Origin of the sequence: Nonomuraea sp. ATR24 (assembly GCF_041950485.1) — a bacterium.
In the GTDB taxonomy this organism is placed as follows: domain Bacteria; phylum Actinomycetota; class Actinomycetes; order Streptosporangiales; family Streptosporangiaceae; genus Nonomuraea; species Nonomuraea ceibae.
The window spans coordinates 580,653-605,674 of sequence record NZ_JBGNUU010000003.1 but is presented as its reverse complement, the minus strand read 5'-3'; the positions used below and the strand labels follow the sequence as shown (position 1 = coordinate 605,674).

23 protein-coding genes are annotated in these 25,022 nt (G+C 72.9%); 5 read left to right on the top strand and 18 right to left on the bottom strand.

The genetic code is table 11. The features are described 5' to 3' along the window. Positions 1-37 precede the first annotated feature (37 nt). A complete protein-coding gene (locus ACBI99_RS10390) occupies positions 38-1,186 on the bottom strand; it encodes a DegT/DnrJ/EryC1/StrS family aminotransferase (RefSeq protein WP_375072177.1) in 1,149 nt (382 codons plus the stop codon). A 74-nt stretch (positions 1,187-1,260) separates the two neighbouring features. On the opposite strand from ACBI99_RS10390, the gene ACBI99_RS10385 reads away from it, so the two are divergent. Continuing rightward, on the top strand, positions 1,261-2,466 hold the full coding sequence (locus ACBI99_RS10385) for a hypothetical protein (RefSeq protein WP_375072176.1): 1,206 nt from the start codon (positions 1,261-1,263) through the stop codon (positions 2,464-2,466). 7 nt (positions 2,467-2,473) lie between these two features. Here ACBI99_RS10385 and ACBI99_RS10380 read toward each other — a convergent pair whose 3' ends face one another. The 7 genes from ACBI99_RS10380 to ACBI99_RS10350 all read right to left on the bottom strand — a co-directional run bounded on the left by ACBI99_RS10380 (position 2,474) and on the right by ACBI99_RS10350 (position 10,514). Then, positions 2,474-3,547, bottom strand: coding sequence for a dihydrodipicolinate synthase family protein (locus ACBI99_RS10380; RefSeq protein WP_246645131.1), 1,074 nt, complete (start codon positions 3,545-3,547; stop codon positions 2,474-2,476). A 22-nt stretch (positions 3,548-3,569) separates the two neighbouring features. Beyond that, positions 3,570-4,577: an NAD(P)-dependent oxidoreductase gene (locus ACBI99_RS10375; protein WP_219506676.1), complete on the bottom strand. Its 1,008-nt coding sequence runs from the start codon at positions 4,575-4,577 to the stop codon at positions 3,570-3,572. 82 nt (positions 4,578-4,659) lie between these two features. Continuing rightward, complete coding sequence (locus tag ACBI99_RS10370) at positions 4,660-5,544, bottom strand: Gfo/Idh/MocA family oxidoreductase (protein WP_357589477.1); 885 nt, start codon at positions 5,542-5,544, stop codon at positions 4,660-4,662. A 174-nt stretch (positions 5,545-5,718) separates the two neighbouring features. Further along, positions 5,719-6,288 (bottom strand): hypothetical protein, encoded by a 570-nt coding sequence (locus ACBI99_RS10365; protein ID WP_375072174.1) that lies wholly within the window; start codon positions 6,286-6,288, stop codon positions 5,719-5,721. A gap of 45 nt (positions 6,289-6,333) precedes the next feature. Then, entirely contained in the window at positions 6,334-8,139 is a 1,806-nt protein-coding gene (locus tag ACBI99_RS10360; RefSeq protein WP_219506679.1) for a hydantoinase B/oxoprolinase family protein, read from the bottom strand. Beyond that, entirely contained in the window at positions 8,132-10,135 is a 2,004-nt protein-coding gene (locus ACBI99_RS10355) for a hydantoinase/oxoprolinase family protein (RefSeq protein ID WP_219506680.1), read from the bottom strand. The genes ACBI99_RS10360 and ACBI99_RS10355 overlap by 8 nt, the downstream gene beginning before the upstream one ends. A 7-nt stretch (positions 10,136-10,142) precedes the next feature. Further along, positions 10,143-10,514, bottom strand: a complete 372-nt coding sequence (locus ACBI99_RS10350) for a hypothetical protein (protein ID WP_219506681.1) — start codon at positions 10,512-10,514, stop codon at positions 10,143-10,145. 126 nt (positions 10,515-10,640) lie between these two features. On the opposite strand from ACBI99_RS10350, the gene ACBI99_RS10345 reads away from it, so the two are divergent. Beyond that, positions 10,641-11,261: a thymidine kinase gene (locus ACBI99_RS10345; RefSeq protein ID WP_219506682.1), complete on the top strand. Its 621-nt coding sequence runs from the start codon at positions 10,641-10,643 to the stop codon at positions 11,259-11,261. Here ACBI99_RS10345 and ACBI99_RS10340 read toward each other — a convergent pair. From ACBI99_RS10340 to ACBI99_RS10330, 3 genes are all read right to left on the bottom strand, one after another. Next, positions 11,246-11,917, bottom strand: coding sequence for a DsbA family protein (locus ACBI99_RS10340; RefSeq protein ID WP_375072173.1), 672 nt, complete (start codon positions 11,915-11,917; stop codon positions 11,246-11,248). The genes ACBI99_RS10345 and ACBI99_RS10340 overlap by 16 nt on opposite strands. Positions 11,918-11,975: 58 nt before the next feature. Next, a complete protein-coding gene (locus tag ACBI99_RS10335) occupies positions 11,976-12,872 on the bottom strand; it encodes a hypothetical protein (RefSeq protein WP_219506684.1) in 897 nt (298 codons plus the stop codon). Between the two features lie 108 nt (positions 12,873-12,980). After that, complete coding sequence (locus tag ACBI99_RS10330; RefSeq protein ID WP_219506686.1) at positions 12,981-13,640, bottom strand: carbon monoxide dehydrogenase subunit G; 660 nt, start codon at positions 13,638-13,640, stop codon at positions 12,981-12,983. 98 nt (positions 13,641-13,738) lie between these two features. On the opposite strand from ACBI99_RS10330, the gene ACBI99_RS10325 reads away from it, so the two are divergent. The 3 genes from ACBI99_RS10325 (at position 13,739) to cydB (ending at position 17,027) form a co-directional block, all read left to right on the top strand. Beyond that, positions 13,739-14,596 (top strand): polysaccharide deacetylase family protein, encoded by an 858-nt coding sequence (locus ACBI99_RS10325; RefSeq protein ID WP_357589483.1) that lies wholly within the window; start codon positions 13,739-13,741, stop codon positions 14,594-14,596. Between the two features lie 171 nt (positions 14,597-14,767). After that, the gene (locus ACBI99_RS10320; protein WP_375072172.1) at positions 14,768-16,111 is read left to right on the top strand and encodes a cytochrome ubiquinol oxidase subunit I; all 1,344 of its coding nucleotides are present in this window, start codon (positions 14,768-14,770) and stop codon (positions 16,109-16,111) included. Positions 16,112-16,121: 10 nt separating this feature from the next. Beyond that, positions 16,122-17,027 carry a cytochrome d ubiquinol oxidase subunit II gene (cydB, locus tag ACBI99_RS10315; protein WP_219506690.1) on the top strand — a complete coding sequence of 302 codons (906 nt, stop codon included), beginning with the start codon at positions 16,122-16,124 and terminating at the stop codon, positions 17,025-17,027. On the opposite strand, the gene ACBI99_RS10310 is transcribed toward cydB, so the two are convergent. The 7 genes from ACBI99_RS10310 to ACBI99_RS10280 all read right to left on the bottom strand — a co-directional run bounded on the left by ACBI99_RS10310 (position 16,999) and on the right by ACBI99_RS10280 (position 24,973). After that, the gene (locus ACBI99_RS10310) at positions 16,999-17,442 is read right to left on the bottom strand and encodes a hypothetical protein (protein WP_219506692.1); all 444 of its coding nucleotides are present in this window, start codon (positions 17,440-17,442) and stop codon (positions 16,999-17,001) included. The two genes, cydB and ACBI99_RS10310, sit on opposite strands and share 29 nt — an antisense overlap. Before the next feature lie 47 nt (positions 17,443-17,489). After that, positions 17,490-18,512, bottom strand: a complete 1,023-nt coding sequence (locus ACBI99_RS10305) for a leucine-rich repeat domain-containing protein (RefSeq protein ID WP_375072171.1) — start codon at positions 18,510-18,512, stop codon at positions 17,490-17,492. Continuing rightward, positions 18,509-20,863, bottom strand: a complete 2,355-nt coding sequence (gene cutA / locus ACBI99_RS10300; RefSeq protein WP_357589484.1) for an aerobic carbon-monoxide dehydrogenase large subunit — start codon at positions 20,861-20,863, stop codon at positions 18,509-18,511. Before cutA ends, ACBI99_RS10305 begins: the two co-directional genes overlap by 4 nt. Beyond that, positions 20,860-21,357 carry a (2Fe-2S)-binding protein gene (locus ACBI99_RS10295; RefSeq protein WP_357589486.1) on the bottom strand — a complete coding sequence of 166 codons (498 nt, stop codon included), beginning with the start codon at positions 21,355-21,357 and terminating at the stop codon, positions 20,860-20,862. Before ACBI99_RS10295 ends, cutA begins: the two co-directional genes overlap by 4 nt. Beyond that, complete coding sequence (locus ACBI99_RS10290) at positions 21,354-22,190, bottom strand: FAD binding domain-containing protein (protein ID WP_357589488.1); 837 nt, start codon at positions 22,188-22,190, stop codon at positions 21,354-21,356. Before ACBI99_RS10290 ends, ACBI99_RS10295 begins: the two co-directional genes overlap by 4 nt. Then, the gene (locus tag ACBI99_RS10285) at positions 22,187-23,545 is read right to left on the bottom strand and encodes a uracil-xanthine permease family protein (RefSeq protein ID WP_375072170.1); all 1,359 of its coding nucleotides are present in this window, start codon (positions 23,543-23,545) and stop codon (positions 22,187-22,189) included. The genes ACBI99_RS10290 and ACBI99_RS10285 overlap by 4 nt, the downstream gene beginning before the upstream one ends. Before the next feature lie 108 nt (positions 23,546-23,653). Next, the gene (locus ACBI99_RS10280; RefSeq protein WP_375072169.1) at positions 23,654-24,973 is read right to left on the bottom strand and encodes a uracil-xanthine permease family protein; all 1,320 of its coding nucleotides are present in this window, start codon (positions 24,971-24,973) and stop codon (positions 23,654-23,656) included. Positions 24,974-25,022 lie beyond the last annotated feature (49 nt).

The window sequence follows — 25,022 nt, the reverse complement described above, 5'->3', positions numbered from 1 at the left end:
GTACTCGGCGCGGTCAATCCCTGATACCTGACCGTGACTACGGGGCGGGCCGAAATTTCAGCATTTCCTGGGCGATGAGGGTGACGTGATCGGGGGTGTAGTTCTCGTTCCAGTCGATGACCAGCAGCGTCTCGGCGACCAACCGCTCGGCCTCGGGGCACGCGCGGGGGACGTACCCCTCCAAAGGGTAGCGAGACGACCCGTATATCGGCCCTTGCCATACGGGCGCGCGGTTGAGCGGCTCGTCCAGGTATCCGGCCCGCGCCGGTATCCCGGCCTCCCGCAGCCGGGCGGCCAGCTCCGGCGCGCCGCCCCCGGGCAACACGACGGGGAAGAGCCACCAGGCGTGGCCCTCCGGGCGCGGCAGCCGTACCCCTTCCAGGCCCTCCAGGGCCTCCAGCAGCCGCAGGGCCGTCGCGCGGCGGTCGGCCACCACCCGGGGCAGTTTGGCGAGCTGGGCGCGCGCCACGGCGGCCTGGAGCTCGCTCATGCGGTAGTTCAGGCCGAACGCGGCGTGCGAGCGGCCCGCCGCGCGGTCCCAGCCCTTGTCGGAGAAGAGCCGCATGCGCCGGGCCAGCTCGTCGTCGTCGGTCAGCGTGAGCCCGCCGTCGCCGCAGGTGATGTGCTTCCACTGCTGCAGGCTCAGGCAGGCCACGTCGCCGGCGGTCCCGGCAAGCCGCCTCTCCCCCGGCCCGGCGGGCAGCTCGGTCAGCCATGCCTGGGCGCAGTCCTCGATCAGCGCGAGCCCGTGCGCGTCCGCCAGCGCGCGCAGCTCGTCCACCCGTGCCGGGGCGCCGAACAGGTGCACGGCCATGATCGCCCTGGTCCGCGGCCCGATGAGGCGCGCGACGGCGTCCGGGTCGAGATTGCCGTCGGCGGGATCGACGTCGGCGAAGACAGGAACGGCGTTCTGCGCCAAGATGGGGGCCACAGTCCCGAAGTCCGTGATCGGCGTCGTGATGATCTCGTCGCCGGGATCCGGCGCTGCGGCCACGACCGCGAGATGGAGGGCGGCGGTGCCCGAGCTGCACGCGATCGCGTGGCGCACGCCGTGCATGCCGGCGATCTCGCGTTCGAGCGCCCGCGCCTCGGTGCCCCAGACGGAGTTGAGCATGCCCGAACGGATCACCCGCTCGACGGCCGCCACCTCCTCGTCACCGAGCGTGCGGCCGGCCGCCTCTGCCATGGACGGGAACTTCACAGAGCACCTCACAGGATACGATTGCGGTCTTGACCGTTAATAGCGAGAGGGAGACGTGGGTGGCGATCGTCATCGGTGTCGTCGGTCCGCATGATCTGGTCGACCAGGTCGCGGCCACCTGCGAGGAGCAGCCGGGCCTGAGCGCCCTGCGGCTCGACTACGACCACGAGTCGCAGGCGCCCGCGATCGTGGAGGCGCACGCCACCTCCGTCGAGGGCTGGCTGTTCACCGGCATCGTGCCGTACATGCTCTCCCGCGACGCCGACGCGCTCACCCGCCCCGCCGCGTTCGTCGACTACACCGGCGCGACGCTGCTCAGCGCCCTCGTCCGGCTCCAGCACCGGGGCGTGGACGTGACCCGGCTGTCCATCGACACGCTGTCGGCGGCCGACGTGACCGCCACGTTCGCCGAGGCGGGGCTGCCCACCGAGCAGCTCCGCACGCTGCCCTACCGGCCGGAGATGACGTCGAAGAAGGCCATCGCCTTCCACCGGCGCGGCCCCGCCCACCCGGTGATCACCTGCCTGAGCTCGGTCTACGAGGCGCTGCGCGACGACCCGCACGTGCTGCGGCTGGCCCCCTCCACGCACTCGGTGCGGGTCGCGCTGCGCCAGCTCCTGCTCACCGCCGAAGGGCAGGCGCAGGAGGACGCGCAGATCGCGCTCGGCCTCATCGAGGTGGAGAACGACGAGGGGCTGCTGCGCGAGGCCGCCGCCCTGGGCGGCACCGTCGCCGCCTTCCGGGGCGGCACCCACCTGCTCGTCACCACCCGGGGGCCGCTGCACGACGCCACCGTGGGCTTCACCGGGCTGCCCCTGCTGGCCCGCCTGGCCGGCCAGAACCAGGTGGTGCGGGTCGGCTTCGGCCTGGGCCGCAGCGCCGCCGAGGCCGAGAGCCTGGCCCGCCGCGCCCTGGCCCGCGCCCGCCGCATCGGCGACGTCGCCGCCGTGCTGTCGCTGCGCGCCGACACCGACATCGTGCTGGAGTCGGTGCCGACAGGCCCTGCCGGCGAGCAGAACCTGTCGGTCATCGCCCGCCGCGTCGGCCTGTCGGTGCCCACGCTGGAGAAGCTCCTGGAGGCCCGCGACGCCGCCGGCGACGAGCCGCTGACCACGCGGGAGATCGCCGACCGGCTCGCGGTCCAGCAGCGCACCGCCCGCCGCATGCTGCACCGGCTGGAGCTCGCCGGTCTGGCCGAGCGCACCGGCAACCTGACCAGCGGCTCCAGCGGGCGGCCGCTGACCCTCTACCGGCTGACGCTCTGACACGGCTTCAGGCGAGCCAGCGGGCGAGTCCCTCGGCGACGAAGTCGTCGTCGCGCAGCCACGGGTAGGCCGCCCACACCCGGTCGATCTCCGCGAGCTGGCCCGGCGACAGCTCCTCGGCCGGGTCCAGGCACCAGCGGCCCGCCAGCAGGCCCTGGCGGCGCAGGATCTCGTGGATGCCCGGGATGCAGCCGTGGAAGCCGTTGGCCGTGTCGAAGATGGCCGCGTTGGCGTCGGTGAGGTGGCCGTCGAGCGTGAGCAGGCGGCGCGTGGCCGCGTCGTCGCCCGCGCGGGCCCGCCCGGCCTCCTCCAGCAGCTCCACCGCCCGCCGCACCCACACGGCCCACTGGCCGAGCAGCCCGCCGACGAACTCGACCTCCACCTCGCGCCCGTCCACCACCACCCGGTGCGGGGTGATGAGGTCGGCCAGGATGTGGTCGTCGTTGCCGGTGTAGAGCGCGACCTCGCCGGCGCGCCCGGCCCGCACGACGCCGTGCAGCACGTCGAGCGTGCGGTAGCGGTCGAATGGGGCGACCTTGATGCCGACGACCGACTCGATCGAGGCCAGCCGCGTCCAGAAGTCGCGCGACAGCGGCCGTCCGCCCACGGCGGGCTGCAGGTAGAAGCCGATCACCGGCAGCACCTCGCCCACCGCCCGCGCCCGCTCCACCAGCGCGTCCTCGTCGAGCTCGGCGTACGGGCTCAGCAGGGCCATGTGGTAGCCGAGCGACCTGGCCAGCTCGGCCTCGGCCACGGCCTGGGCGGTGGGCCCGGTCGTGCCCGCCACCATCACCACCTCGCGCTCGAACTCGCCCGCGGTGCGCGCGGCCAGCTCCAGCACCGGCGGCAGCAGGTCCGTGCCGTGCAGGGCGAACTGCGTGGTGTGCACGCCGACCGCCAGGCCGCCCGCGCCGGCCTCGATGTAGTAGCGGGTCAGGGCGCGCTGGCGGCGCTCGTCGAGCGTCCTGCCGGGTGTGAGCGCGAGCGGGTGCGCCGGGATCACCAGCCCGCGCCTGAACAGGTCACGCACCGACGTCTGCGCCTCTGGAGCCGTGCTGAGCACGTTTGTCCCCCTTGTCATGGAAGATGTGGTCCCGCCGGCGCTAGAAACGGCCGTCACGGCGTTCGAACTTCGTGGGCTTGCCCAGCAGCGGGCCGCCGTCCGCCACCCAGCGGGCGATGTGGTCGATCAGCTCCAGCGGCGTGATCTCCGGGTAGCCGAACAGCCGGTGGCAGCGCGAGGCGTTCGACAGCAGCGCCGTCGGGGCCTCCTCGCCGGTGAACACCGGCTCCACGCCCAGCCGCGCGCCCAGCTCCAGCGCGGCCCGCCGTACGGAGATCAGCTCCGGGCCCGTGACGTTGAGCACGTACGGCGGGGTGCCGGCGTGCAGCAGCGAGCGGAGGGTGACCTCGTTGGCGTAGCCCTGCCACACGACGTTGACCTGACCGGTCGTCAGGTCGACGGGCTCGCGGGCGAGCACCTTCTGCGCCAGGTCGACGAGCACGCCGTAGCGCAGCTCGACGGCGTAGTTGAGGCGGATCAGCGCCATCGGGGTGCCGTGCAGCTCCGAGAAGTGCGTCAGCACCCGCTCGCGGCCCAGGCAGCTCATCGCGTAGTCGCCGACGGGCCCGGGCCGGTCGTCCTCGACGCTGCCGCCGCCGGTGACGGGGACGAGCGGGTAGACGTTGCCGGTGGACAGCGCCGCGATGCGGCTGTCACGGAAGCGCTCGGCGATCCGGCCCGGCAGGTACGTGTTGGTGAACCAGGTGGCGTGCTCGCGCCCCTGCGTGCCGAACTTGGCCCCGACCAGGAACACCACGTTCGGCGCTTCCGGCAGGCCGGCCAGCGCCCGCTCGTCGGCCACGTCGGCGCTCACCACGGTGGCGCCCTCGGCGGCGAGCGCGTCGGCCAGGCCGGGCTCGGAGAAGCGCGACACGGCGATGACGCGCTTCTCGCCCCGGGTGGCGTTCAGCGCCAGCCGCACCAGGCTCGGGCCCAGCTTGCCGCCCGCGCCGAGGATCATGATGTCGCCGTCGAGCTTGCCGAGATCCTCCACGAGGCCGGCGCTGGGGCGCGCCAGGCGCTCCTCGAGTTCCGCTGTCGTCCGCACGCGGGGTCCCCCTCTGTCCGTTATTTACGGTCCAGACCGTAACCGTGAGGGAGTCCGCCTGTCAACGGGCGGCGCCGCGACGTCAGACGCTCTCGCGCGCCGCCACCAGAACACCGAGGATCGCCCGCGTCTCCGCCCACGGCACCGGGCTCGGCGCGCCGCCCGCCATCTCCAGGAACGCCTCGATCGTCCCCGCGTAGCCGAGCCCCCGCACCGGATCGTCCCCCGCCTCGATCACCACGTGCTCGTCGCCGCCCCGGCGGTGCACGGTCACGCCGTAGCGCTCCTCGTCACTCACCCCGATCACCTCGACCACGCCGGTCACCCCGCTGTCCCACCGCAGCGCCATCACCCCGGTGTCCTCCGACCGCAGCGTCCCGTAGTGCCGCGTCGCGGCCGCCGCCCCCGCCAGCCGCACCCCCGGCCCGAGCAGCGCCACCAGCAGCTCCACCCCGTGCACGCCCATCGTCACCAGCGTCCCGCCGCCCTCCGACGGGGTGTCCTGCCAGGCGTTGTAGCCGGTCGCCCACAGGCCCACGTCATGCCGTACGGTCGCGCGCACCGACAGCACGTCCTCCCCGTCCGCCTTCACCCCGGCGAACGCCGGCGCGAACCGCAGCACCGAACCCGACATCACCCGGTCGTGGATCGGCAGCCGGTCCAGCCGGTCGAGCTGCTCCCGCGTCGCCGCCGCCGGCTTGTTCACGAAACACGCCGCCCCGGTCTCCAGCACCGCCGCCAGCGCCTCGGGCACCTGCGGGTTCGGCACCGTCAGCACCACCCCGTCAGGGCCGTGCTCCAGCGCCTCCGCCAGGCTCCCCGCCACCCGCGCCCCCGGGTGCTCCGCCGTGAAGCGCCGCAACCGCTCGGCGTCCGGCTCCCACACCACCAGCTCGGCATGCCGGGCCAGCGTGCGGGCATCGGTGTAGGGATGGCTGGTGGCGAGCCCGGCGAGAGTGATGCGCACGGCGTGCTCCAAGAGTGTCAGAGGGTACGAAACGCAGCCCATCATGACAGCCCGGCAACCCAGGTGACACTGCGTACGCGGACGGGTACGCTTGGGGCAGCCACCTCCTACGGGGGGATCGGAAGTGAGCCCGGGTGGACCGCCGGACGACGGAAGCCCGGGCTTCGCGCTGTCTCAGCGCGCGTCGATGCGCCGCACGAGCAGCTCGGCGTCCACCTGACTCCAGAAGCGGTGATCGCCCCGCTCGGCGCGGGAGAGCGCGCCCGCGACGATGTCGGGCAGCCACAGCAGGGGCTCGGCCGACGGGTCGGACCAGGACAGCCGCAGCCTCGGCGGCATGGAGTGACGGCCCTGCAGCACCGCCACCAGCTCGTGATCGCGAAGGTCGAGCTCGCTGTGACGGCGCTCGAACACCACGTCGGCGACATGGTGGCCGCCCAGCTCCCAGAGCAGGTGCTCCATGCACTTGCGGCGCGCCCGCTCCTGCCGCTTCGGGTCCAGCCCGGCGCCCACGACCACGACCCCGGCGGGGCGCAGGGCCGCCACCACCTCGATGATCTGGGCGCGGCGCTTGTCGTTCTCGTCCCGCCAGTGCAGGCGGCGCTGACGGCGCAGAAGCAGGGCGCGCAGGTCCGCGCGGCATCGGTCGGCGTGCGCGGGCCGGACGAGCACCGCCGCCATGAGGTAGAGGCCACGGGCGAGCAGCATCGACTCGTCGACGTACGCGGAGAACGGGGGGTTCACGAGCGCTCATGCTAGCCCCGCCCCTCACGTAACGTGACGATCTCTCTACAGTTCGTCGACCTCCGCGAACGTGCGCCCGCCCGAGAGGCGGGGGTAGCCGGGGCCGCGGTCGAAGAAGCGGTCGGACGGGGGCCGCAGGCGGGCACGGAGCTCGGCGGTGCCCTGCTCGTCGATGCGGTCGCCGTCGAGGACGACGCCGTAGTCGCCGAGGGCGCCGGCGATCGACACCTTGCCGTCGCGGACGTCGGCGGCGACGGCGCGCGGGTCGCGGTCGTAGGGGGAGCCCCAGCCGCCGCCTCCGGTGGTGCGGATGCGGATGAGCTCGCCGGCCTGCACCGGGTGGTCGTCGACCAGCCCCTCCATCTCCTTGCCGGCGATCTCGACGCGGAAGGGGCGCCCGGCGAGGCCGCCGTTGACGCCCCAGCAGGACAGGATGGACCGGTCGGCGATGGACATGTAGGAGGCGTCGCGCAGCATGCGGATGTGCTTGTCGTAGCCGAGGCCGCCGCGGAACATGCCGGGCCCGCCGGAGTCGCAGGCCAGCCCGAGCCGCTCCACCCGGAACGGCCAGCGCGCCTCGGCGAACTCGACGGGGATGTTGCGCGAGTCGGGCACGACGTGGATGGTGTCCTCGCCGTCGGCGTACCAGCGTCCGCCGGAGCCGCCGCCGAGCACCTCGCGCATGAGGTAGGGGCCGTCGTCGCCGATGCCGTGCACGCCGGTGTAGCGGATGGTCTCCTGGTCGGCGGGCATGCGTCCGCCGGTGGCCTTGGCGAGCACCCCGGCCAGGACGCCGAGCAGCCGCAGGATGACGAACGTGCGGGCGTTGGTGGGCGCGGGGAAGACCGGGGTGAGCAGCGTGCCCTTCTCCGGGAAGATCATCTTGATGAGGGGGACGACGCCCTCGTTGACGTCCAGCTCGGCCATGCGCTCGGGCGTGTCGGCCAGGTTGCGCAGCACGGGCGCGAGCCACTTCTTCAGGAAGACGCCGTCGGCGTAGTCGCCCGCGTGGTTGATCGGGCCCTTGGCCTGGGGTGAGGTGCCGGTGAAGTCGATGGTGAGCGGCGCCTCGGCGGCGTGGTCGACGGTCAGCGTGATGCGCTGGGCGTGCAGGCGCGGCTCGTCGACGCCGTCGTGCTCGGCGTAGTCCTCCCAGGTGTAGGTGCCCTCGGGGATCTTGGCCAGGAGTTCGCGGCGGAACGTCTCGGTCGTCTTGCCGATGATGGCGTCGAAGCACTCCTCGACCGCCTGCCTGCCGTAGCGCCCGAACAGCTCGGCGAGGCGGCGGGCGCCCATGAGGCAGGCCGAGCACTCGGCGTCGAGGTCGCCGGCCAGCGAGTCGGGCATGCGGGAGTTGCGCGTCATGATGCGCAGCGCGGCCTCGTTCGGCACGCCCTGGTCCCACAGCTTGATCGGCGGGACCATCAGCCCCTCCTCGTACACCGAGCGGGCGTGCGAGGGCATGGAGCCGGGGACCGAGCCGCCGATGTCGTCGTGGTGGCCGAACGCCTGCACGAACGCCACCACCTCGCCGTCGTGGAAGACGGGCACGGTGACGCACAGGTCGGGCAGGTGGCCGATGCCGCCTTCGGACAGGTAGACGTCGTTGTGGAAGTACACGTCGCCGGGCTTCATCGTCTCGACGGGGAAGTCGCGGACGACCGGCTGCACGAGCGCGCTGTAGGAGCGGCCGGTGAGCTTGCGCAGCCGTACGTCGTGGATGCCGGCGCGGAAGTCGTGCGCGTCGCGGATCATCGGCGAGCGGGCCGTGCGCGCGATGGCGGTCTCGACCTCCTTCTCCACGGAGGCGAGCGTGCCCTCGACGATCTCCACGAGGATCGGGTCAGTCACGCCGCACCTCCAGGTTGCCGTATTCGTCCACCTTCGCGGAGAAGCCGGGATGGATCGGGATGGTGGACCCGTACTCCTCGATGACGGCGGGCCCGGCGACGACCGTGCCGGACTCCAGCGCGGCGCGCTGGTGGACCGGGGTGTCGTGCGCCTCCTCGAAGTGGACGCTCCTGCTCGCCTCGGCGGGCTCGATCCGCCGGTACGGGTCACGCCGGATGACCGGGCGGGTGATGGGGCCGATGCCGGAGACGCGCAGGTTGACCCATTCGACGCCGTGGCGCGCGTCGTCGCGGTAGGCGTAGCCGTACAGCTTCTCGTGGGCGTCGTGGAAGCGGGCCACGACCTGCTCGCGCCACTGCTCGTCCAGCGGCCCGGCCGGGGCGGGGACCCGCACCTCGTAGGCCTGGCCGTAGTAGCGCAGGTCGGCGCTGCGGACGTGGACGGGCTCGTCGAAGCCCTCGCGGTCGAGCGCCTCGGCGGCCTCGCCCTCCAGCTCGCCGAAGATCCTGGCGGCCGTGGCCAGGTCGAGGTCGCGGGTGACGCAGGTACGCACGTAGTCGTTCTTGACGTCGACGGTGAGCAGGCCGAACGCCGAGACGTTGCCCGGCTCGGGCGGGACGATGACGGCGGGCAGGCCGAGGATGTCGATGAGCCGGCAGGCCAGCAGCGGCCCCGAGCCGCCGAACGTCACCAGCGGGAAGTCGCGCACGTCGAGGCCGCGCTTGACGGTGAGCTGCCGGATCGCGTTGCTCTGGTTGAACGCGCTGATCTCCAGGATGCCCGTCGCCGTGCGCTCGGGGGTGAGCCCGAGCTTGTCGGCCAGCGCCTCGACGCCCATCCGGGCGGCGTCGTAGTCGAGCGGGATCTCGCCGCCGAGCAGGTGCGGCGGGATGCGGCGCAGGTAGACGTGCGCGTCGGTGACCGTCACCTCGGTGCCGCCCCGGCGGTAGCAGAGCGGGCCCGGGTCGGCGCCGGCCGAGCGGGGGCCGACCTTGAGCGTGCCCTCGGGCGAGATCCAGGCGATCGAGCCGCCGCCCGCGCCGACGGTCACGATGTCGATCATCGGGACCTTGCACGGGTAGCGGCCGACGGACCCCTCGGTGGTGACGGACGGCTCGCCGTCGATCACCACGGCCACGTCGGTCGAGGTGCCGCCGCCGTCCAGCGTGATCACGGACGGGTGCCCGGCGTTGGCGGCGATCAGGCTCGCGCCGAGCGCGCCCGCCGCCGGCCCCGACAGGACCGTGGTGACGGGCTGGTGGACGACCTCGCGCGCCGACAGCACGCCGCCGTTGGACTTCATCACCGAGAACGGCTTGCCCAGGCGGCTCGACAGGTTGGCGATGTAGGCGCGCATGGCCGGTTTGACCGCCGCGTCGACCAGCGTGGTGACGGCGCGCTCGTACTCGCGGTATTCACGCAGCACGTCGCTGGACAGCGACACCACGGCCTCGGGGTGCTCGCGGGCCAGCACCTCGCGCATGCGCCGCTCGTGGGCCGGGTTGGCGTAGGAGTGCAGGAAGCACACGCCGATCGCGGTCACGCCCCGGGCCCGGAACCAGCGCGCCACCTCGGCGGCCTGCTCCTCCGAGAACGGCCGCACCTCGGCGCCTCGGTGGTCGAGCCGGCCGCCGACGGTCTTCACCAGGTGCACGGGGACGATCCGGGGAGGCTTGACCCAGAAGTACGAGTTGCCGTAGCCGTCGGGAACGCTCTGCCGGCCGATCTCCAGGAGGAACTCGAAGCCCTCCGTGGTGATCAGGCCCAGGTTGGAGATCCGGTCTTCCAGGAGCTGGTTCGTCGCCACGGTGGTGCCGTGCACGATCGAGGCGACGTCGAGCTCGCCCAGCCTGGCGACGCCCGTGAGGAAGCCGTCTGCCGGGTTGGCGGGGGTGGAGGGGGTCTTGGTCGTGACGATCTCACCGGTCTGCTCGTCCACCGCCACCACATCGGTGAACGTCCCGCCGGTGTCGACTCCGATACGGACGCTGCGCATGGCTCCTCTAGCTTCGGCGACGGCCGAGCACTTCGTCGATGACCTTGGGCGCGTTCTCGGTGCCGACGTAGGCGGCGAGCCGGACGACCATCTCCTGCGCCTTGGACAGCTCGGCCTCGACCCTGGCCTTCCCCGACTGGCCCGCCTGCACGCCGAAGTAGGCGCCGATGATGGTGCCGATCACCCCGGCCACCCCGGCGAACAGCGCGGCGAGCTCCCCGGTGGCGAACACGGCGGCGCCGAACGCGACGAGGACGGCCACGATGCCGGTCACGACCACGAAGAAGCCGTACCGCCACCGGGCGGCGTCAGCCTGCGCGGCGGTGACCTCGTCGGGGGTCATCATCGCGTCGAGCGACGGGGGTTTGTCATGGACCACGGTTCCTCCTGATACTCCAGAGGAGAAATGTCCCACGAGGTCATGGAACAAGCCAAGCCGCTAAGGTGGCACCCCGTGACTGAATCGTCTGCCCTGTCTCCTGTGCCGCCGGGTGCTCGTGATGCCGTGCTGAAGTTCTATTTCGGGCCGATGGACTGCGGCAAGTCCACGCTGGCGTTGCAGATGAACTACAACCACGGCCGCCAGGGCAGGCGCGGCCTGGTGCTCACCAAACACGACCGGTCCGGCGGGCCGCGCGTCACCAGCCGCATCGGGCTCGGCCTGGAGGCGATCGAGGTGGACGACTCGCTCGACCTGGTGGCGCTGGTCGGCGCGCACGACAAGATCGACTATCTGATCTGCGACGAGGCGTGCTTCTACACCGTCGAGCAGATCGAGCAGCTCGCCGACCTGGTCGACGAGCACGGGATCGACGTGTACGCGTTCGGGCTCGCCTCGGACTTCCGGTCGGTGATGTTCCCGGCGGCGCAGCGGCTGTTCGAGCTGGCCGACGAGGTGTGCCGGCTGCAGGTCGAGGTGCTGTGCTGGTGCGGCAGGCCCGGCCTGCTCAACGCCCGCGTAGTGGGCGGCGAGCTGGCGCGCACCGGCGAGCAGGTCGTCATCGGCGACACCGACGCCTCCCCGGTGCGCTACCAGGTGCTGTGCCGCCGTCACCACCGCGCCGGCCTGCTCGGCGAGGGCACCACGGCCCTCACCCCCGCCGCCGCCGGTCAGACGGCGCAGTAGCCGTCGTCGTCGCACCCGTCGCCGGGGGTGGCGAGCTGCGTGATCGGGGTCTGCCCGGTACGCGCCGCCACCTCGTCGACGGCGGCCGCGAACGTCTCCACGGGCTGCGCCCCCGACACCGCGAACTGCTCCTCGAACAGGAACAGCGGCACCCCGGTGATCCCGAGCCGCGCGGCCCGCGCCACCTGCTCGCGCACCGCGTCCGCGCCCTCGCCGGTGTCGCGCACGCCCGTCTCGGCGGCCAGTTTCGCCAGCACCTGCGGGTCGCCGACGTTCAGCCCGTCGGTGAAGTGCGCCCGGAACAGCCGCCCGGTCATCTCCTCCCCCAGGCCCTGCCCGGTGGCGACCTCGACGAGCCGGTGCGCCTCGAACGTGTTGGCGCTGATCGCCTGGTCGAAGCGCAGGTCAAGGCCGTCCTCGGCGCCGGCGGCGGTGACCCGGGAGGTCATCTGCGCCACGTTCGGGCCGAACTTGCGCTCCAGCGCCGGAATCAGCGGCTCGCCCTCGGCCGGGGCGTCCGGGTTGAGCTGGTACGGGCGCATCGTCACGTCGATGACCCCGCCCTTGGCCCGGAACGCCTCAGCGGCACGGGCGAACCGGGTGTGCCCGATATAGCACCAGGGGCAGACGATGTCAGAGAAAATCTCAACCTTCACGCCCAACCACAACCACACCCCCGCCCCGCTGATTCCAGCCCCGCCCGGACCGGCGGTGTCAGCCGGAGGCCAGCTCCTCCAGGCGGTACGGCAGGTAGGCCGAGCCGTCGACGAGCGCCGACGCGCCACGCCACCAGCCGAACCACTCGCCGCTGCGCCACATCCAGTCGACCCGCTCGATCGCCGCCACCACGTCGCCGACGCTCTCCCACCGCTCCCCGAGCTGCGCCGCCGTCGCGCCGTGCCGCAGCGCCCAGTCACGCAGGATCCGCACCGCCTCCGCCTCGACCGGCCGCGCGTACGGGTCCGGCTCCTCGCCCGGCAGCCGGTGCGGCCCGAGCCCGGCCGCCACCCCCCAGCTCCACTGCGCCTCGGCGGGCCGCGAATAACGCAGCGAGTGGAAGTCCAGGTTGGAGCCCAGCTCCTCGTCGGGACGCCGCGTGACGACCGCGTCCAGCCTGCCCCCGGCGTCGAAGTGCACCACCAGCCGCTGCCCCGGCCGCACCCCCTCCGGCAGCGCGAAACGGTCCTCGGCATGCCAGGAGTTCAGGTCCACCTCGGCGACCGGCTTGCCCCACAGCGCGTCGGCGGCGTCGTCGGACGCCCACGCGGCCAGCATCTCCAGCGCCGTCAGGTCGGTCCACGGCTCGATCGCCACGGCCGTGCGCAACACCTCGTCCGGCGCGGGCAGCTTCCCGCCCCTGGGGCGCGTCCACCACTCCACGCCCAGCTCCCGCGTGCCGACCAGCAGCGCGGCGATCGCCGCCAGCTCCGCCGACCGCCGCGTCAGCGACGCGCCCAGGACCAGCCCGAGACACCGCTCGCACCGCTCCTCGCCGACCACCGGACGCGCCTCGGCCACCAGCGACCCGGCGGTCGGGCGATCGTCGCCCAGCAGGTTGCGGATCACTCGTCTGGCCTCGGTCCTGGCGTCTTCAGCGTGTGCCTGCCGCATACCGCCACGCTACGCCCGGAGATCCTTTTCCGCGAGAGTCCACCCTGCACACAAACCCACCGGTCACCCCGCCACCGCGGGCCCGAGGGTGGGCGGCCCCCCGGGGGGTCAGCGGCGGGAGCGGCCGAAGAGCCAGCCGACGGCGGCGCTGCCGAGTGCGACGCCCGCGCCCATGCCGAACGCGGCCAGCATCACCCAGGGCCGCGTCTCGGCGGGCTGTCTGGCGGGACGTTCGTAGACGGGGGGCGCCGGGGCCGGGGGGTGGGCGCCGTTGGGGGACGGGAGTTCGCCGGTGGCCACGGCCTCGGGTGCGGGGGCGTCCGGGGCCCCGGCGGTGCGGAGGTGCCGGTCGACGGCGGTGAAGAAGTCACCGGCGGTGCGGCGGGCGACGGAGCCGAGCATGCGCTGCCCGACGCCGCCGATCATGCCGCCGACGACCGCGTCCGCGTCGTAGTCGACGCGGGTGCCGCCGTCCACCTCGCTGAGGCGTACGCGGACGGTGGCGTCGACCGTGCCGGGCGCGCCCTGGCCGCGGGCGCGCAGGACGAAGGTCTCGGGCGGCGAGGGGTCGGCGAGCGCGACCTCGCCCCGGTAGACGCCCTTGAGCGAGGCGACCCCGGCGTTGACGGTCATCCGGTACGTGTCGGGCCCGGTCTCCTCCAGGCGCTCGCAGCCCGGGATGGTGCGCACGAGCACCGCCGGATCCTGCAGGGCGGCCCACACGCGGTCTCTGTCGACGCCGATCACGGCGCTGCCTGCGACTTTCACACCGCCACTCTAGAAAGCCGCCGGCCCCGGCGATAAGGGCAACACCTGACCAACGCGGATTGCGTACGTGGTGATCGGGACTGGCAGGATGGTGCGGCATGTACGGGGGACGGGCGCGGCGGGGCGCGGCGATCGCCGCGGTGCTGCTGATGGCGGGGTGCGCGGCGGAGCCGGCGCGGCAGGACGGCGGCGCGGCGCGGGAGAGCGGCGCGGCACGCAAGCCGGCGACGGCCGGGACGAGGACGCCGGGCCCGCAGGGGGTGGCGCCGAGGCCGGGCGAGGTGGGGCGGATCCGGGCGTCGGGCGGGCTGCCGCCGGTGGTGAGCTCGATCCCGACCAGGCGCAAGGTCGTGTTCCTGACGATCGACGACGGCTGGGAGCAGGATCCGGGGTTCGTGAGGCAGATCCGGGAGGAGCGGATCCCGATGACCGCGTTCGCGATGCGGGACGCGGTGGAGGCGGAGGGGACGCCGGACCAGTCGGGCGGCGAGGCACGCTTCGTCGGCGCGGGCAAGTGGGGATATTTTCGGCAGTTGCGCGACGCGGGCGTCCCGATCGAGAACCACACGCTCACCCACCCCGACCTCAGCCGGATGGGCTACGACGCCCAGCGCCGGGAGATCTGCGGCGCCTCCACGCTGATCCGCAAGCAGACCGGCGCCCGGCCGACCCTGTTCAGGCCGCCGTTCGGCGCATACAACTCCGCCACCCTGCGCGCGGCCGGGAGCTGCGGCATCGACGCCGTGCTGCTGTGGACCGCGACCGTCCAGCCGGGCGGCAAGATCGCCTACCAGGTGCCCGACAAGCGGCTGCGCCCGGGCGACATCCTGCTGATGCACTTCCGCCCCAATCTGGCCAGGGACTTCCGGATCCTGGTCAAGAAGATCAAGCGCCGCGGCTACGAGCTGGGCGACCTGCGGGCGTACCTGGACGCCGCCGTCCGTCCCGGGGCGTAGCGGGCGGTCCGCCGCGCGGGTGACGCGCCCGGCGGGGGCGCTCCGGCATCGTTGAACGGCCTGATGGGGGCGCGTTGTGACGAAGATCGCATCGCATTGCTCTACGGCTTGTAGTACTACTTCAAGTAGACGCACTACAGGCTGTAGAGCTAACGGACGCGGTGAGGGGAAATGGACGCACTGGATCTCGCACGGTGGCAGTTCGGGGTGACCACCGTCTACCACTTTCTGTTCGTGCCGCTGACGATCGGCCTGGGCGTCTTCGTGGCCGGGCTGCAGACCGCGTGGCATCGCACCGGCAAGGAGCAGTACCTGCGGCTGACGAAGTTCTTCGGGAAGCTGTTCCTGATCAACTTCGCGATGGGCGTGGTCACCGGCATCGTGCAGGAGTTCCAGTTCGGCATGAACTGGTCGGAGTACTCGGTGTTCGTCGGCGACGTGTTCGGGGCGCCGCTGGCGATGGAGGCGCTGCTGGCGTTCTTCATGGAGTCGACGTTCCTGGGCCTGTGGATCTTCGGCTGGGACCGGCTGCCCAAGCGGGTGCACCTGGCGACGATCTGGGCGGCGGCGATCGGCTCGAACATCTCCGCCTACTTCATCCTGGCGGCCAACGCGTGGATGAAGCACCCGGTCGGCTACGAGGTCGTCGACGGCAAGGCCAGGATGACCGACCTGTGGGCGGTGCTGACCAACTCCACCGCGCTGGCGCAGGTGCCGCACGTGGTCGGGGCGGCGTTCGTGGTGGCCGGCGGGTTCGTGCTGGCGGTGTGCGGCTACTGGCTGCTGCGCACCAAGGAGGACATGTGGCGCAGCGCGGCGCGCGCCGCGCTGGTCATGACGGCGATCGCGGGCGCGGTCGTGGCCCTCACGGGCGACACCTCCGCCAAGCTCATGTACGAGCAGCAGCCGATGAAGCTGGCCGCGGCCGAGGGCCTGGAGCGCGACACGGCCGGGGCGCCGTTCTCGATCGCGCCGGGGATCGAGATCCCCAAGGTGCTGAGCTTCCTGTCCACCAACGACCCGGACGCCGTCGTCCAGGGCACCGAGGACCTGCAGGCGCGCTTCGAGAAGGAGTTCGGCCCCGGCGACTACCGCCCCGACCAGACCGTCGTGTTCTGGTCGTTCCGGGTGATGATCGTGTTCGGGATGGCGACGGTCGGCCTGTCGGTGCTGGGACTGTGGCTGATGCGGCGCAGGCGGGAGATGCCGCGCTGGCTGGCCAGGGCGCTGCTGTGGGCGCTGCCGCTGCCGCTGCTGGCGGTGACCGCCGGATGGCTGCTCAGCGAGGTGGGCCGCCAGCCGTGGACGGTCGCGGGCGAGCTGCTGACCGCCTCCAGCGTCTCCCCCGGCGTCTCGCTCGCCGAGGTCGCGACCTCACTGGCGATCTTCACGCTGGTGTACGGGGCGCTGACCGTGGCCGAGATCGTGCTGCTGGCCAGGCACGTGCGCAAGGGCCCGGACGAGCACGAGCCCGTCCCGGCCGCCGAGCGGCGCGAACCGTCCCTGATGTACTGAGGAGCTGGTCATGATCGATCTGTGGTTCGTCATCATCGCCTTCCTCTGGACGGGCTACTTCGTCCTGGAGGGCTTCGACTTCGGCGTGGGCCTGCTGGCCCCGTTCGTCAGCCGGACGCCGGCCGAGCAGCGGCAGGCCCTGCAGACGATCGGCCCGGTGTGGGACGGCAACGAGGTGTGGCTGATCACCGCCGTCGGCGCCATGTTCGCCGCCTTCCCCGCCTGGTACGCGGGCATGTTCAGCGGCTTCTACATCCCGGTCATGCTGGTGCTGCTCGGGCTGATCGTGCGCGGGGTGGGCCTGGAGTGGCGCGGCAAGGTGGCCAAGCCGTTCTGGTGCGACCTGGGCATCACGGTCGGCAGCGCGCTGCCCGCGTTCGTGTGGGGCACGGTCTTCGCCGACCTGCTGTTCGGCAGCGCGACGGCGGCGCTGATGGGCGGCGTGTTCTCGCTGGCGGTGTGCCTGCTGCACGGCGCGGTGTTCCTGGCGCTGCGCACCGACGGGCCGGTGCGGCGGCGCGCCAGGACCGCCGCGCTGGCCGTCAGCGTCGTGGTGGTCCCGGTGGCCGTGGTCGCGCTGTCGGCGGTGGGCACGATCCCGGCGCTGGCCGCGATGGGGGCCGTGGCGGCGGCGACGGCGCTGGTGTGGCGGCGCCGCGAGGGCTGGGCGTTCACCGCGATGGCGGCGGCGCTGGTGCTGGTGTCGGTGGCGGTGTTCACCGAGCTGAGGGGCGCGCCGCTGCCGGGCCTGACGCTGGCCGAGGCGGCCTCCGGGCCCTACACGCTGACGATGCTGAGCTGGATCGGGCTGATCGCGCTGCCGTTCGTGCTCGGCTACCAGGGGTGGACGTACTGGGTGTTCAGGAAGCGCGTCACGCTCCCGGTGGTCAGTAGCCCGCCGCGGGCGACTGTGTGACACGGTCGCCCGCCGCGGGCGACTGTGTGACGCGGTGGTCCGACAGGTGCAGGTCGCCGTCGAGCGGTTCCTGCAGCTTGCGCAGGACCTTGAGGTCGGCCAGCACCGTCCACAGCGGCCCCACCAGGTGCGGCTTGTACTCGGGGGCGGTGTCCATCCAGGCGTTCTTGCCCTCCTCGGTGACGAACGTGCTGACGAAGAAGCGGCCGGCCTCGGTCTTGCAGTAGCCGGTGCGGATGTCGGCGGCGTCGACCTGCATGCGGGGCGTGCAGCCGACCTTGGCGGCGAGCTGCTCCACGGTGAGGGGGGCGGCGGGCTCGGGGTTCGGGACGCCGCCGCCCTCGGCGCCGGGCGCGCACGCGGCGGCGAGCCCGGCCAGCAGCGCGAGGGCGGCCAGACATGGACGAGTCTTCATGTGCGGAGGTACGCACAGGCGGGCGGCCCGGTTCAGCGCGCGATGGTTCAGCGCAGGATGACGCAGCCCCGGGCGGCCAGCTCGCGCAGCACCGGCGGGTCGCCGTCGAGCTTGTTCCAGCGCAGGTCCAGCTTGTCCACGTACGGCAGGCGTTCCGGGAGGTCGCGCAGCCGGTTGTTGCGCAGGTCGAGGTGGCTGAGCCGGTCCAGCTTGGCCAGCTCGGCGGGCACGGCGCGCAGGTGGTTGTCGCGCAGGTCGAGCGTCCGCAGCTCGGCCAGCTCGCCGACGGAGGCGGGCAGCGCGGTCAGCCGGTTGCCGCGCAGGTGCAGCTCGCGCAGCCGGGTCAGGCCGCCGATGCTCTCGGGCAGCTCCGTCAGCTGGTTGTCGTAGAGCCGCAGCTCCACCAGCGACGCCATCCGGCCGATCGTGGCGGGGAGCCGGGTGAGCCGGTTGCCGGTCAGGTTGAGGTAGCCCAGCCGGTCGAGCCTGCCGAGGGTGTCGGGGACCTCGGTGAGGCTGTTGTCGCTGGCGTACAGGTAGTCGGTGAGGGGCAGCTCGCCCAGCTCGGGCGGCAGCGCGGTGAGCCGGTTGTGGCCCAGGTCGAGCATGCGCAGCCGGGTCAGGCGGGCGACGGCGGGCGGGATCGACGTCAGCGCGTTCTCGGCCAGGTTGAGCGATTCGAGCCGGGTCAGCTCCCACACGGCGCCGGGCACGGCGCTCAGCCGGTTGCCGCCGACGGCCAGGTGGCGCAGGCCCGGAGGGAGCCGGTCGGGGATGGCCTCGACGGCGTTGCCGTACAGGAAGAGGCTCTCCAGCCCCGGCGGGCAGGCGGGGAACGCGGTGAGCGCGTTGCCGTCGAGGTGGAGCTCGCGCAGCGCGGCGAGCCCCGACAGGTCGGGCAGCGAGCGCAGCCGGTTGCCGTCGAGCCGCAGCTCCTCCAGCGCGGTCAGCCCGGTCACGCTCGCGGGCAGCTCGGTCAGCTCGTTCCAGGCCAGGTCGACGACGCGGGCGCCGGCGGGCAGGGCGGGGGGCGCGGTCAGGCCCGCGGCGGGCGCGCGCAGCTCGCTCACGCGCCCTCGCGCAGGTGGAAAAGGTCGGACGGGGAAAGCGGCATGCGGTCGATGCTAATGCCTTCGGCGTCCTCGACCGCCGAGGCGATCACCGCCGACACCGGGATGACGCCCGCCTCGCCCGCGCCCTTGATGCCGAGCGGGTTGAGCGGCGAGGGCGTCTCCAGGTGGCCGGTCTCGATGGGCGGGATCTCGGTCGCGTACGGCATGAGGAAGTCCATGAACGAGGCGTTGAGCAGCTGCCCGTCGCCGTCGTAGGCCATCCGCTCGTACAGGGCGCCGCCGATGCCCTGCGCCACTCCCCCGTGGATCTGCCCCTCGACGATCATCGGGTTGATCAGCCGCCCGCAGTCGTGCACGACGGCGTAGCGCACGACCTTGATCTCCGCGGTCTCCGGGTCGGTCTCGACGACGGCCGCGTGCATGCCGGCGGCGAACGTGGACCGGATCGGCGAGTAGTAGCCGCGCCCCTCCAGCCCCGGCTCCTCGCCCGGCTCGACCGGCGGCCGGTCGGGCGACGCGGCCCCGGCGAACTGGGTGGCGCGGGCCGTCTCCTCGTCGAAGGCGTAGCGCAGCGGGTTGGCCAGCACCGCCACCGTGGCCAGCGGGATCGACGCCGACGGCGCGCCCACGACGTGCACGAGCCCGTCGGTGACGGTCAGGTCGGCCGGGTCGGCCTCCAGCGCGGCGGCGGCGACGCGCAGCGCCTTGGCGCGCACCTCGGCGCAGGCCAGCGCGATCGCGTTGCCGCTCATCACGGCGGCGCGCGAGGCGAACGTGCCGACGGCGTAGCCGAAGCGGCGGGTGTCGCCGGTGACGACGGAGACCCGCTCGACGGGCACGCCCAGCTCGGTCGCGGCGATCTGGGCGAACGCGGTCTCGTGGCCCTGCCCCTGCGAGGTGAGCCCGGTGGAGACGTGCACCCGCCCGTCGGAGGTGATCTGCACGTGCCCGCCCTCGTACGGGCCGACGCCGGTGCCCTCGACGTAGCAGCCGATGCCGATGCCCCGGCCGGGCGCCCGCTCGAAGGAGTCCCAGCCGATCAGCTCCTTGATCATGCGCAGCATCTCGGGGTAGTCGCCGCTGTCGTAGACGAGCGGGCGGCCGTCCTGGAAGGTCAGGCCCTGGTCGTACGGGAACTCCTCCGGCCGGATCAGGTTGGCCGCCCGCACCTCGGTCCGGTCCTTGCCCAGATACCGGGCGATCTTGTCCATGGTCCGTTCCATGCAGAAAACGCCCTGCGGCCGCCCCGCCCCCCGGTACGGCGTGACCTGGACGGTGTTGGTGTAGACGGCGGTGAACTCGACCCGGTACGCCCCGATCCGGTAGGGCCCGAGGAGCTGCGTGGACGTGACGATCGGCACGATGATCCCGTACGGCGTGTAGGCGCCGTGGTCGTGCAGGATCGACACGTCCAGCCCGAGCACCCGCCCCTCGTCGTCGAACCCGACCCGCACCCGGTGCACCTGGCCGCGCTCGTGGGCGGCTGCGACGAAGTGCTCACGCCGGTCCTCGGCCCACTTGACCTCCCGGCCGAGCAGCATGGCCGCCCACGGCACCAGCAGCTCCTCCGGCCACGGGTGCACGATCTTGACGCCGAACCCGCCGCCCACGTCGGGGGCGATGACCTCGACGTGCGGCAGCGGCAGCTCCAGCGCGGCGGCGATGGCCATGCGGACGCTGGTGGAGGTCTGGGTGCTGGAGTAGACGCGCAGGTCGGCGCCGTCCCAGCGGGCGTAGACGCCGCGGCCTTCGAGCGGCATGCTCGCGCTGCGCTCGATGTCGAGCCGGAAGGAGAGCGTGTGCGGGGCCGCGGCGATCGCGTCGGCGGCGCTCCGGCCGCCGGCCGACGGCACCTCCTGCACCAGGTGGGCGCCGACGTTGCCGGGCACGTCGGCGTGCACGAGCCGGTCGCCGCGCGCGGCCTCCTCCAGCCCGGCGACGGGTTCGAGCACCTCGTAGTCGACCTCGATGAGCGCGCAGGCGTCCTCGGCCAGGTAGCGGTCCTCGGCGACGACCATGACGACGGGCTCGCCGACGTGGCGGACGACGTCGCGGGCCAGCGGGCGGGCGGTGCGGCCGTGGGTGAGCGCCGGGTGCGGGATGAGCAGCGGCAGCGGCCTGCCGATCCGCTCGGGCAGGTCCTCCCAGGTGTAGACGGCGACGAGGCCGTCGACGTCAAGGGCGCCGCTGACGTCGATGTCGCGGATGCGGGCGTGCGCGTGCGGCGAGCGGACGAACGCGGCGGCGAGCGCGCCGGGGCCGAGATCGTCGAGGTAGCGGCCCTGCCCGGTGAGCAGCCTGGGGTCCTCCCTGCGCGGCATCGGCTCGCCGAACAGCCGGGTGCTCATGACTCCTCCGCCATGAGCTCGGCCGCGCGGTGCACGGCCTTGACGATGTTGCGGTAGCCGGTGCAGCGGCACAGGTTGCCCGAGATGCCCTCGGTGACCTGTTCGTCGGTGGGCGCCGGGTGCTCGCGCAACAGCGCGGTCACCGTACACAGGAAGCCGGGGGTGCAGAAGCCGCACTGGAGCGCGTGGCACTCGGCGAAGGCCCGCTGGACGGGCGAGAGCCCGCCGGGGCCTGCCAGCCCCTCGACGGTGGTGATGTCGCGGCCGTCGACGGTGACGGCGAGCGTCAGGCAGGAGCGGACGGGCTCGCCGTCGAGCAGCACCGTGCAGCAGCCGCACACGCCGTGCTCGCAGCCGACGTGGGTGCCGGTCAGGCCCAGGTCGTGGCGCAGGCAGTCGGACAGCAGCCGCCTGCCGGGCACCCGGGCGCGGCGTGCGACGCCGTTCACCACCAGCGTGATCTCGTGCGGGGACGCTGCTCGCCCGTCGGTCATGCCGCCGCCTCTCTCGCCGTCCGTTCGGCCCGCTCGGCCGCCTGCCGCGCCAGCACGCCGACGAGATGCAGCCGGTACGCGGCGCTGGCGTGCACGTCGCCGTCCGGCTCCGCCCGCTCACGCGCGGCGTCGGCGGCGCTCTTCCAGTCGGCGCCCAGATCCACCACGAGCGGCACGGGGCCGACGCCGATGCAGGCCAGCCGCGCCGAGGCGACGCGCAGGTCGCCGTCCAGCGTGACGACGGCGCAGACGCCGGCCAGCGCGTAGTCGCCGTGCCTGCGGGAGACCTCGGCGAAGGCGGTGCCGGTGCGCGGCGGCAGCGCCGGGAAGTGCGCCGACACGGCCAGCTCCCCGGGCCGCAGCGCCGACTCCATCGGGCCGGTGAAGAACTCGGCGGCGGGCACGTCCCTGGGGGCGGCGCCCGCGCGGGCCACCCGCACCGAGCCGCCGAGCACGGCCAGGACCGCGGGCAGCTCGGCGGCCGGGTCGGCGTGCGCGAGGCTGCCCACGACGGTGCCCCGGTTGCGGATCACCGGATGGGCGACCAGGCGCAGCGCCTGGCCGAGCAGCGGATGGACGCCGGCCCGCGCCACCCGGGCATGGCGGGCCAGCGCGCCGACGGTGACGCCGCCCGGCCCGGCCTCGACCGTGTCGAGCTCGGTGAGGCGGTTGATGTCGATGACGTGCTCGGGGGCGGCCAGGCGCATGTTGAGCATCGGGATGAGGCTCTGGCCGCCGGCGAGCACCTTGCCGCGCGGCCCCGCCTCGGCCAGGATCTCCAGGGTCTCGCCGACGTCGCGGGGCGCGTGGTGGACGAACGGGGGCGGCTTCACCCGGCTTCGCTCCCGGCAGGCGCGGGGGCGCGGCGGGCGATGACGCGCAGCAGGTGCCAGCCGCCCACCACCACGATGGTGCCGAGCGCGATGCCCTCCAGCCTGAAGTCGCCGCTGATCATGTGCTTCACCGGTCCGATCGCCAGGATGATTCCCGCGCCGATCGGGACCATGTTGACCGGGTCCGCGAAATCGACCCGGTTCTCGATCCAGATCTTCGCCCCGAGCAGCCCGATCATGCCGTAGAGGATCACGGTGACGCCGCCGAGCACGCCCGCGGGCGTCGCGGAGACCAGCGCCCCGAACTTGGGCACCAGCCCGAACGCGATCGCGATGAGGCCCGCGATGTAGTAGGCGGCCGTGGAGTAGACCTTGGTGGCGGCCATGACGCCGATGTTCTCGGCGTAGGTGGTGGTGGGCGAGCCGCCGACGGCGCTGGTGACCACGGTGGCGAGTCCGTCGGCGGCGACGGCGCGGCCCACGTACGGGTCGACGTCGGTGCCCGTCATCTCGCCGACGGCCTTGACGTGGCCGATGTTCTCGGCGACGAGCGCGATGACCGCGGGCAGCACCAGCAGGACGGCCGAGGCCTCGAAACCGGGCCAGTGGAAGTCCGGCCAGCCGAACCACGGCGCCTCCGCCACCTTGCCGAGGTCGACGCGGAAGTGCGCCGCGACCTGGACGGCGCCGTCGTCGTAGGCGGGCACCATGCCGAACAGCCGGTCGGCCGCCCACGAGAGCACGAACCCCGCCACGAGCCCGACGAGGATGCCGATCCGGCCGAGGAACCCCTTGAACGCCACCACGACCACGAACGTGATCAGCATCGTGACCAGCGCCATCCACTGGTCCTGCGGCCAGTAGACGTCGGCCACCACGTACGCCAGGCCGAACCCGATGAGCATGACCACCGCCCCGGTGACCACCGGCGGGAACACCCGGTTGATCACCCGGACGCCGAGGAAGTGCACCGCCAGCCCCACCAGCGCCAGCACGAGCCCGGCCACCAGGATCGCCCCGGTGACGATCGCGTCGGCCCCGGCCGTGTCGCCGCCGAACAGCGCCCGCACGGCCAGCACCCCGCCCACGAACGACGCGCTGGTGCCCAGGTAGCTGGGCACCTTCCCCTTCACGATCAGCAGGAACAGGATCGTCGCGACCCCGGACATCATGATCGCCACGTTCGGGTCGAGCCCCATGACGAGCGGGAAGACGAACGTCGCCCCGAACATCGCCACCACGTGCTGGGCCCCGAACCCGGCCATGCGGGGCCAGCTCAGCCGCTCGTCAGGCCGTACGACCTCGCCGGGAGCCAGGTGTCTGCCGTCGCCGTGTCTGGTCCATCTCAGAGCCATGCGAGCCCCTCTTCGCCCGGACCGCCTTGCCGCGTTGCGGGCACATTAGGCCCGCCCGCGCGCACGTACACGGGCATGATCTGCCAAAACTGCGCGGCTGACCAGAGATCAGGCTTCCCGGCGCGGCCGGGCCAGGTGAAGCAGGTGGTAGCCGGCCAGCAGCACGATCGTGCCCAGCGCGATGCCGCTCAGCGCGAACGTGTCGGTGACCGGGAAGGCGACCGGGCCGATCGCGCAGATGATGCCCGCCCCGGTGGGCAGCAGGTTGACCGGCTCGGCCAGGTCGACCTTGTTCTCCATCCAGATCCGCGCGCCGAGCAGCCCGATCATCCCGTACAGGATGGTCGTGACGCCGCCGAGCACCCCGTCGGGGGTGGCGGCGATGAGCGCGCCGAACTTGGGGCACAGCCCGAACAGGATCGCGATCACGGCGGCGATGTAGTAGGCGGCCGTGGAGTAGACGCGGGTGGCGGCCATGACGCCGATGTTCTCGGCGTAGGTGGTGGTGGCCGGGCCGCCCACCGACGTGGCGACCACCGTGCCGACGCCGTCGGCCAGCACCGCCCGGCCCATGTAGGCGTCGACGTCGGTCCTCGTCATCTCGCCGACGGCCTTCACGTGGCCGACGTTCTCGGCGATGAGCGCGATCACCACCGGCAGCACCAGCACGACGGCCGACACCTCGAACGCGGGACCGTGCAGCTCCGGCAGCCCGAACCAGTCGGCCTCGGCGACCTTCGACAGGTCCACCCGGTAGCGCTCGGTCGTCGCGCCGCTCGCGTCGGGCGTGGCGATCTTCCCGCCGACCAGGTCCCACACGTACGACAGCGCGAACCCGAACACCAGGCCCAGCAGCACGCCGATCCGGCCGACGAAGCCGCGGAACAGGCCGACGAACACCAGCGTCGCCACCATCGTCAGCAGCGCCACCCAGGGATCGCGCGGCCAGTAGTTGTCGGCCGCCACGTACGCCATGCCGAACCCGATGAGCATCACCACGCCGCCGGTCACCACCGGCGGGAACACTCGGTGGATGATCCGCACCCCCAGCAGGTGGATCGCCAGCCCGGCCGCCGCCAGCACGACGCCCACCACCAGCAGCGCGCCCGTCACGGTCGCGCTGTCGCCGCCGCCCGCCCGGATCGCCACCACCGCGCCCACGAACGACGCGCTCGACCCGACGTAGCTCGGCACCCTGCCCTGCACGACCAGCAGGAAGATGATCGTCGCGACGCCCGACATCATCACGGCCAGGTTCGCGTCCAGGCCCATGAGCAGCGGGAACACGAACGTCGCGCCGAACATGGCGATGACGTGCTGCGCCCCGATCCCGGCCGTCCTGGGCCACGACAGCCGCTCGTCCGGCTTGACCACCTCGCCCGGCGTCAGCCTCTTGCCGTCGCCGTGCAGTTTCCACCCGAGCGCCATCCGCGTGCCCGTCCTCTCCGTAGTTCCGGAGAGCACAATAGGGGGTGAC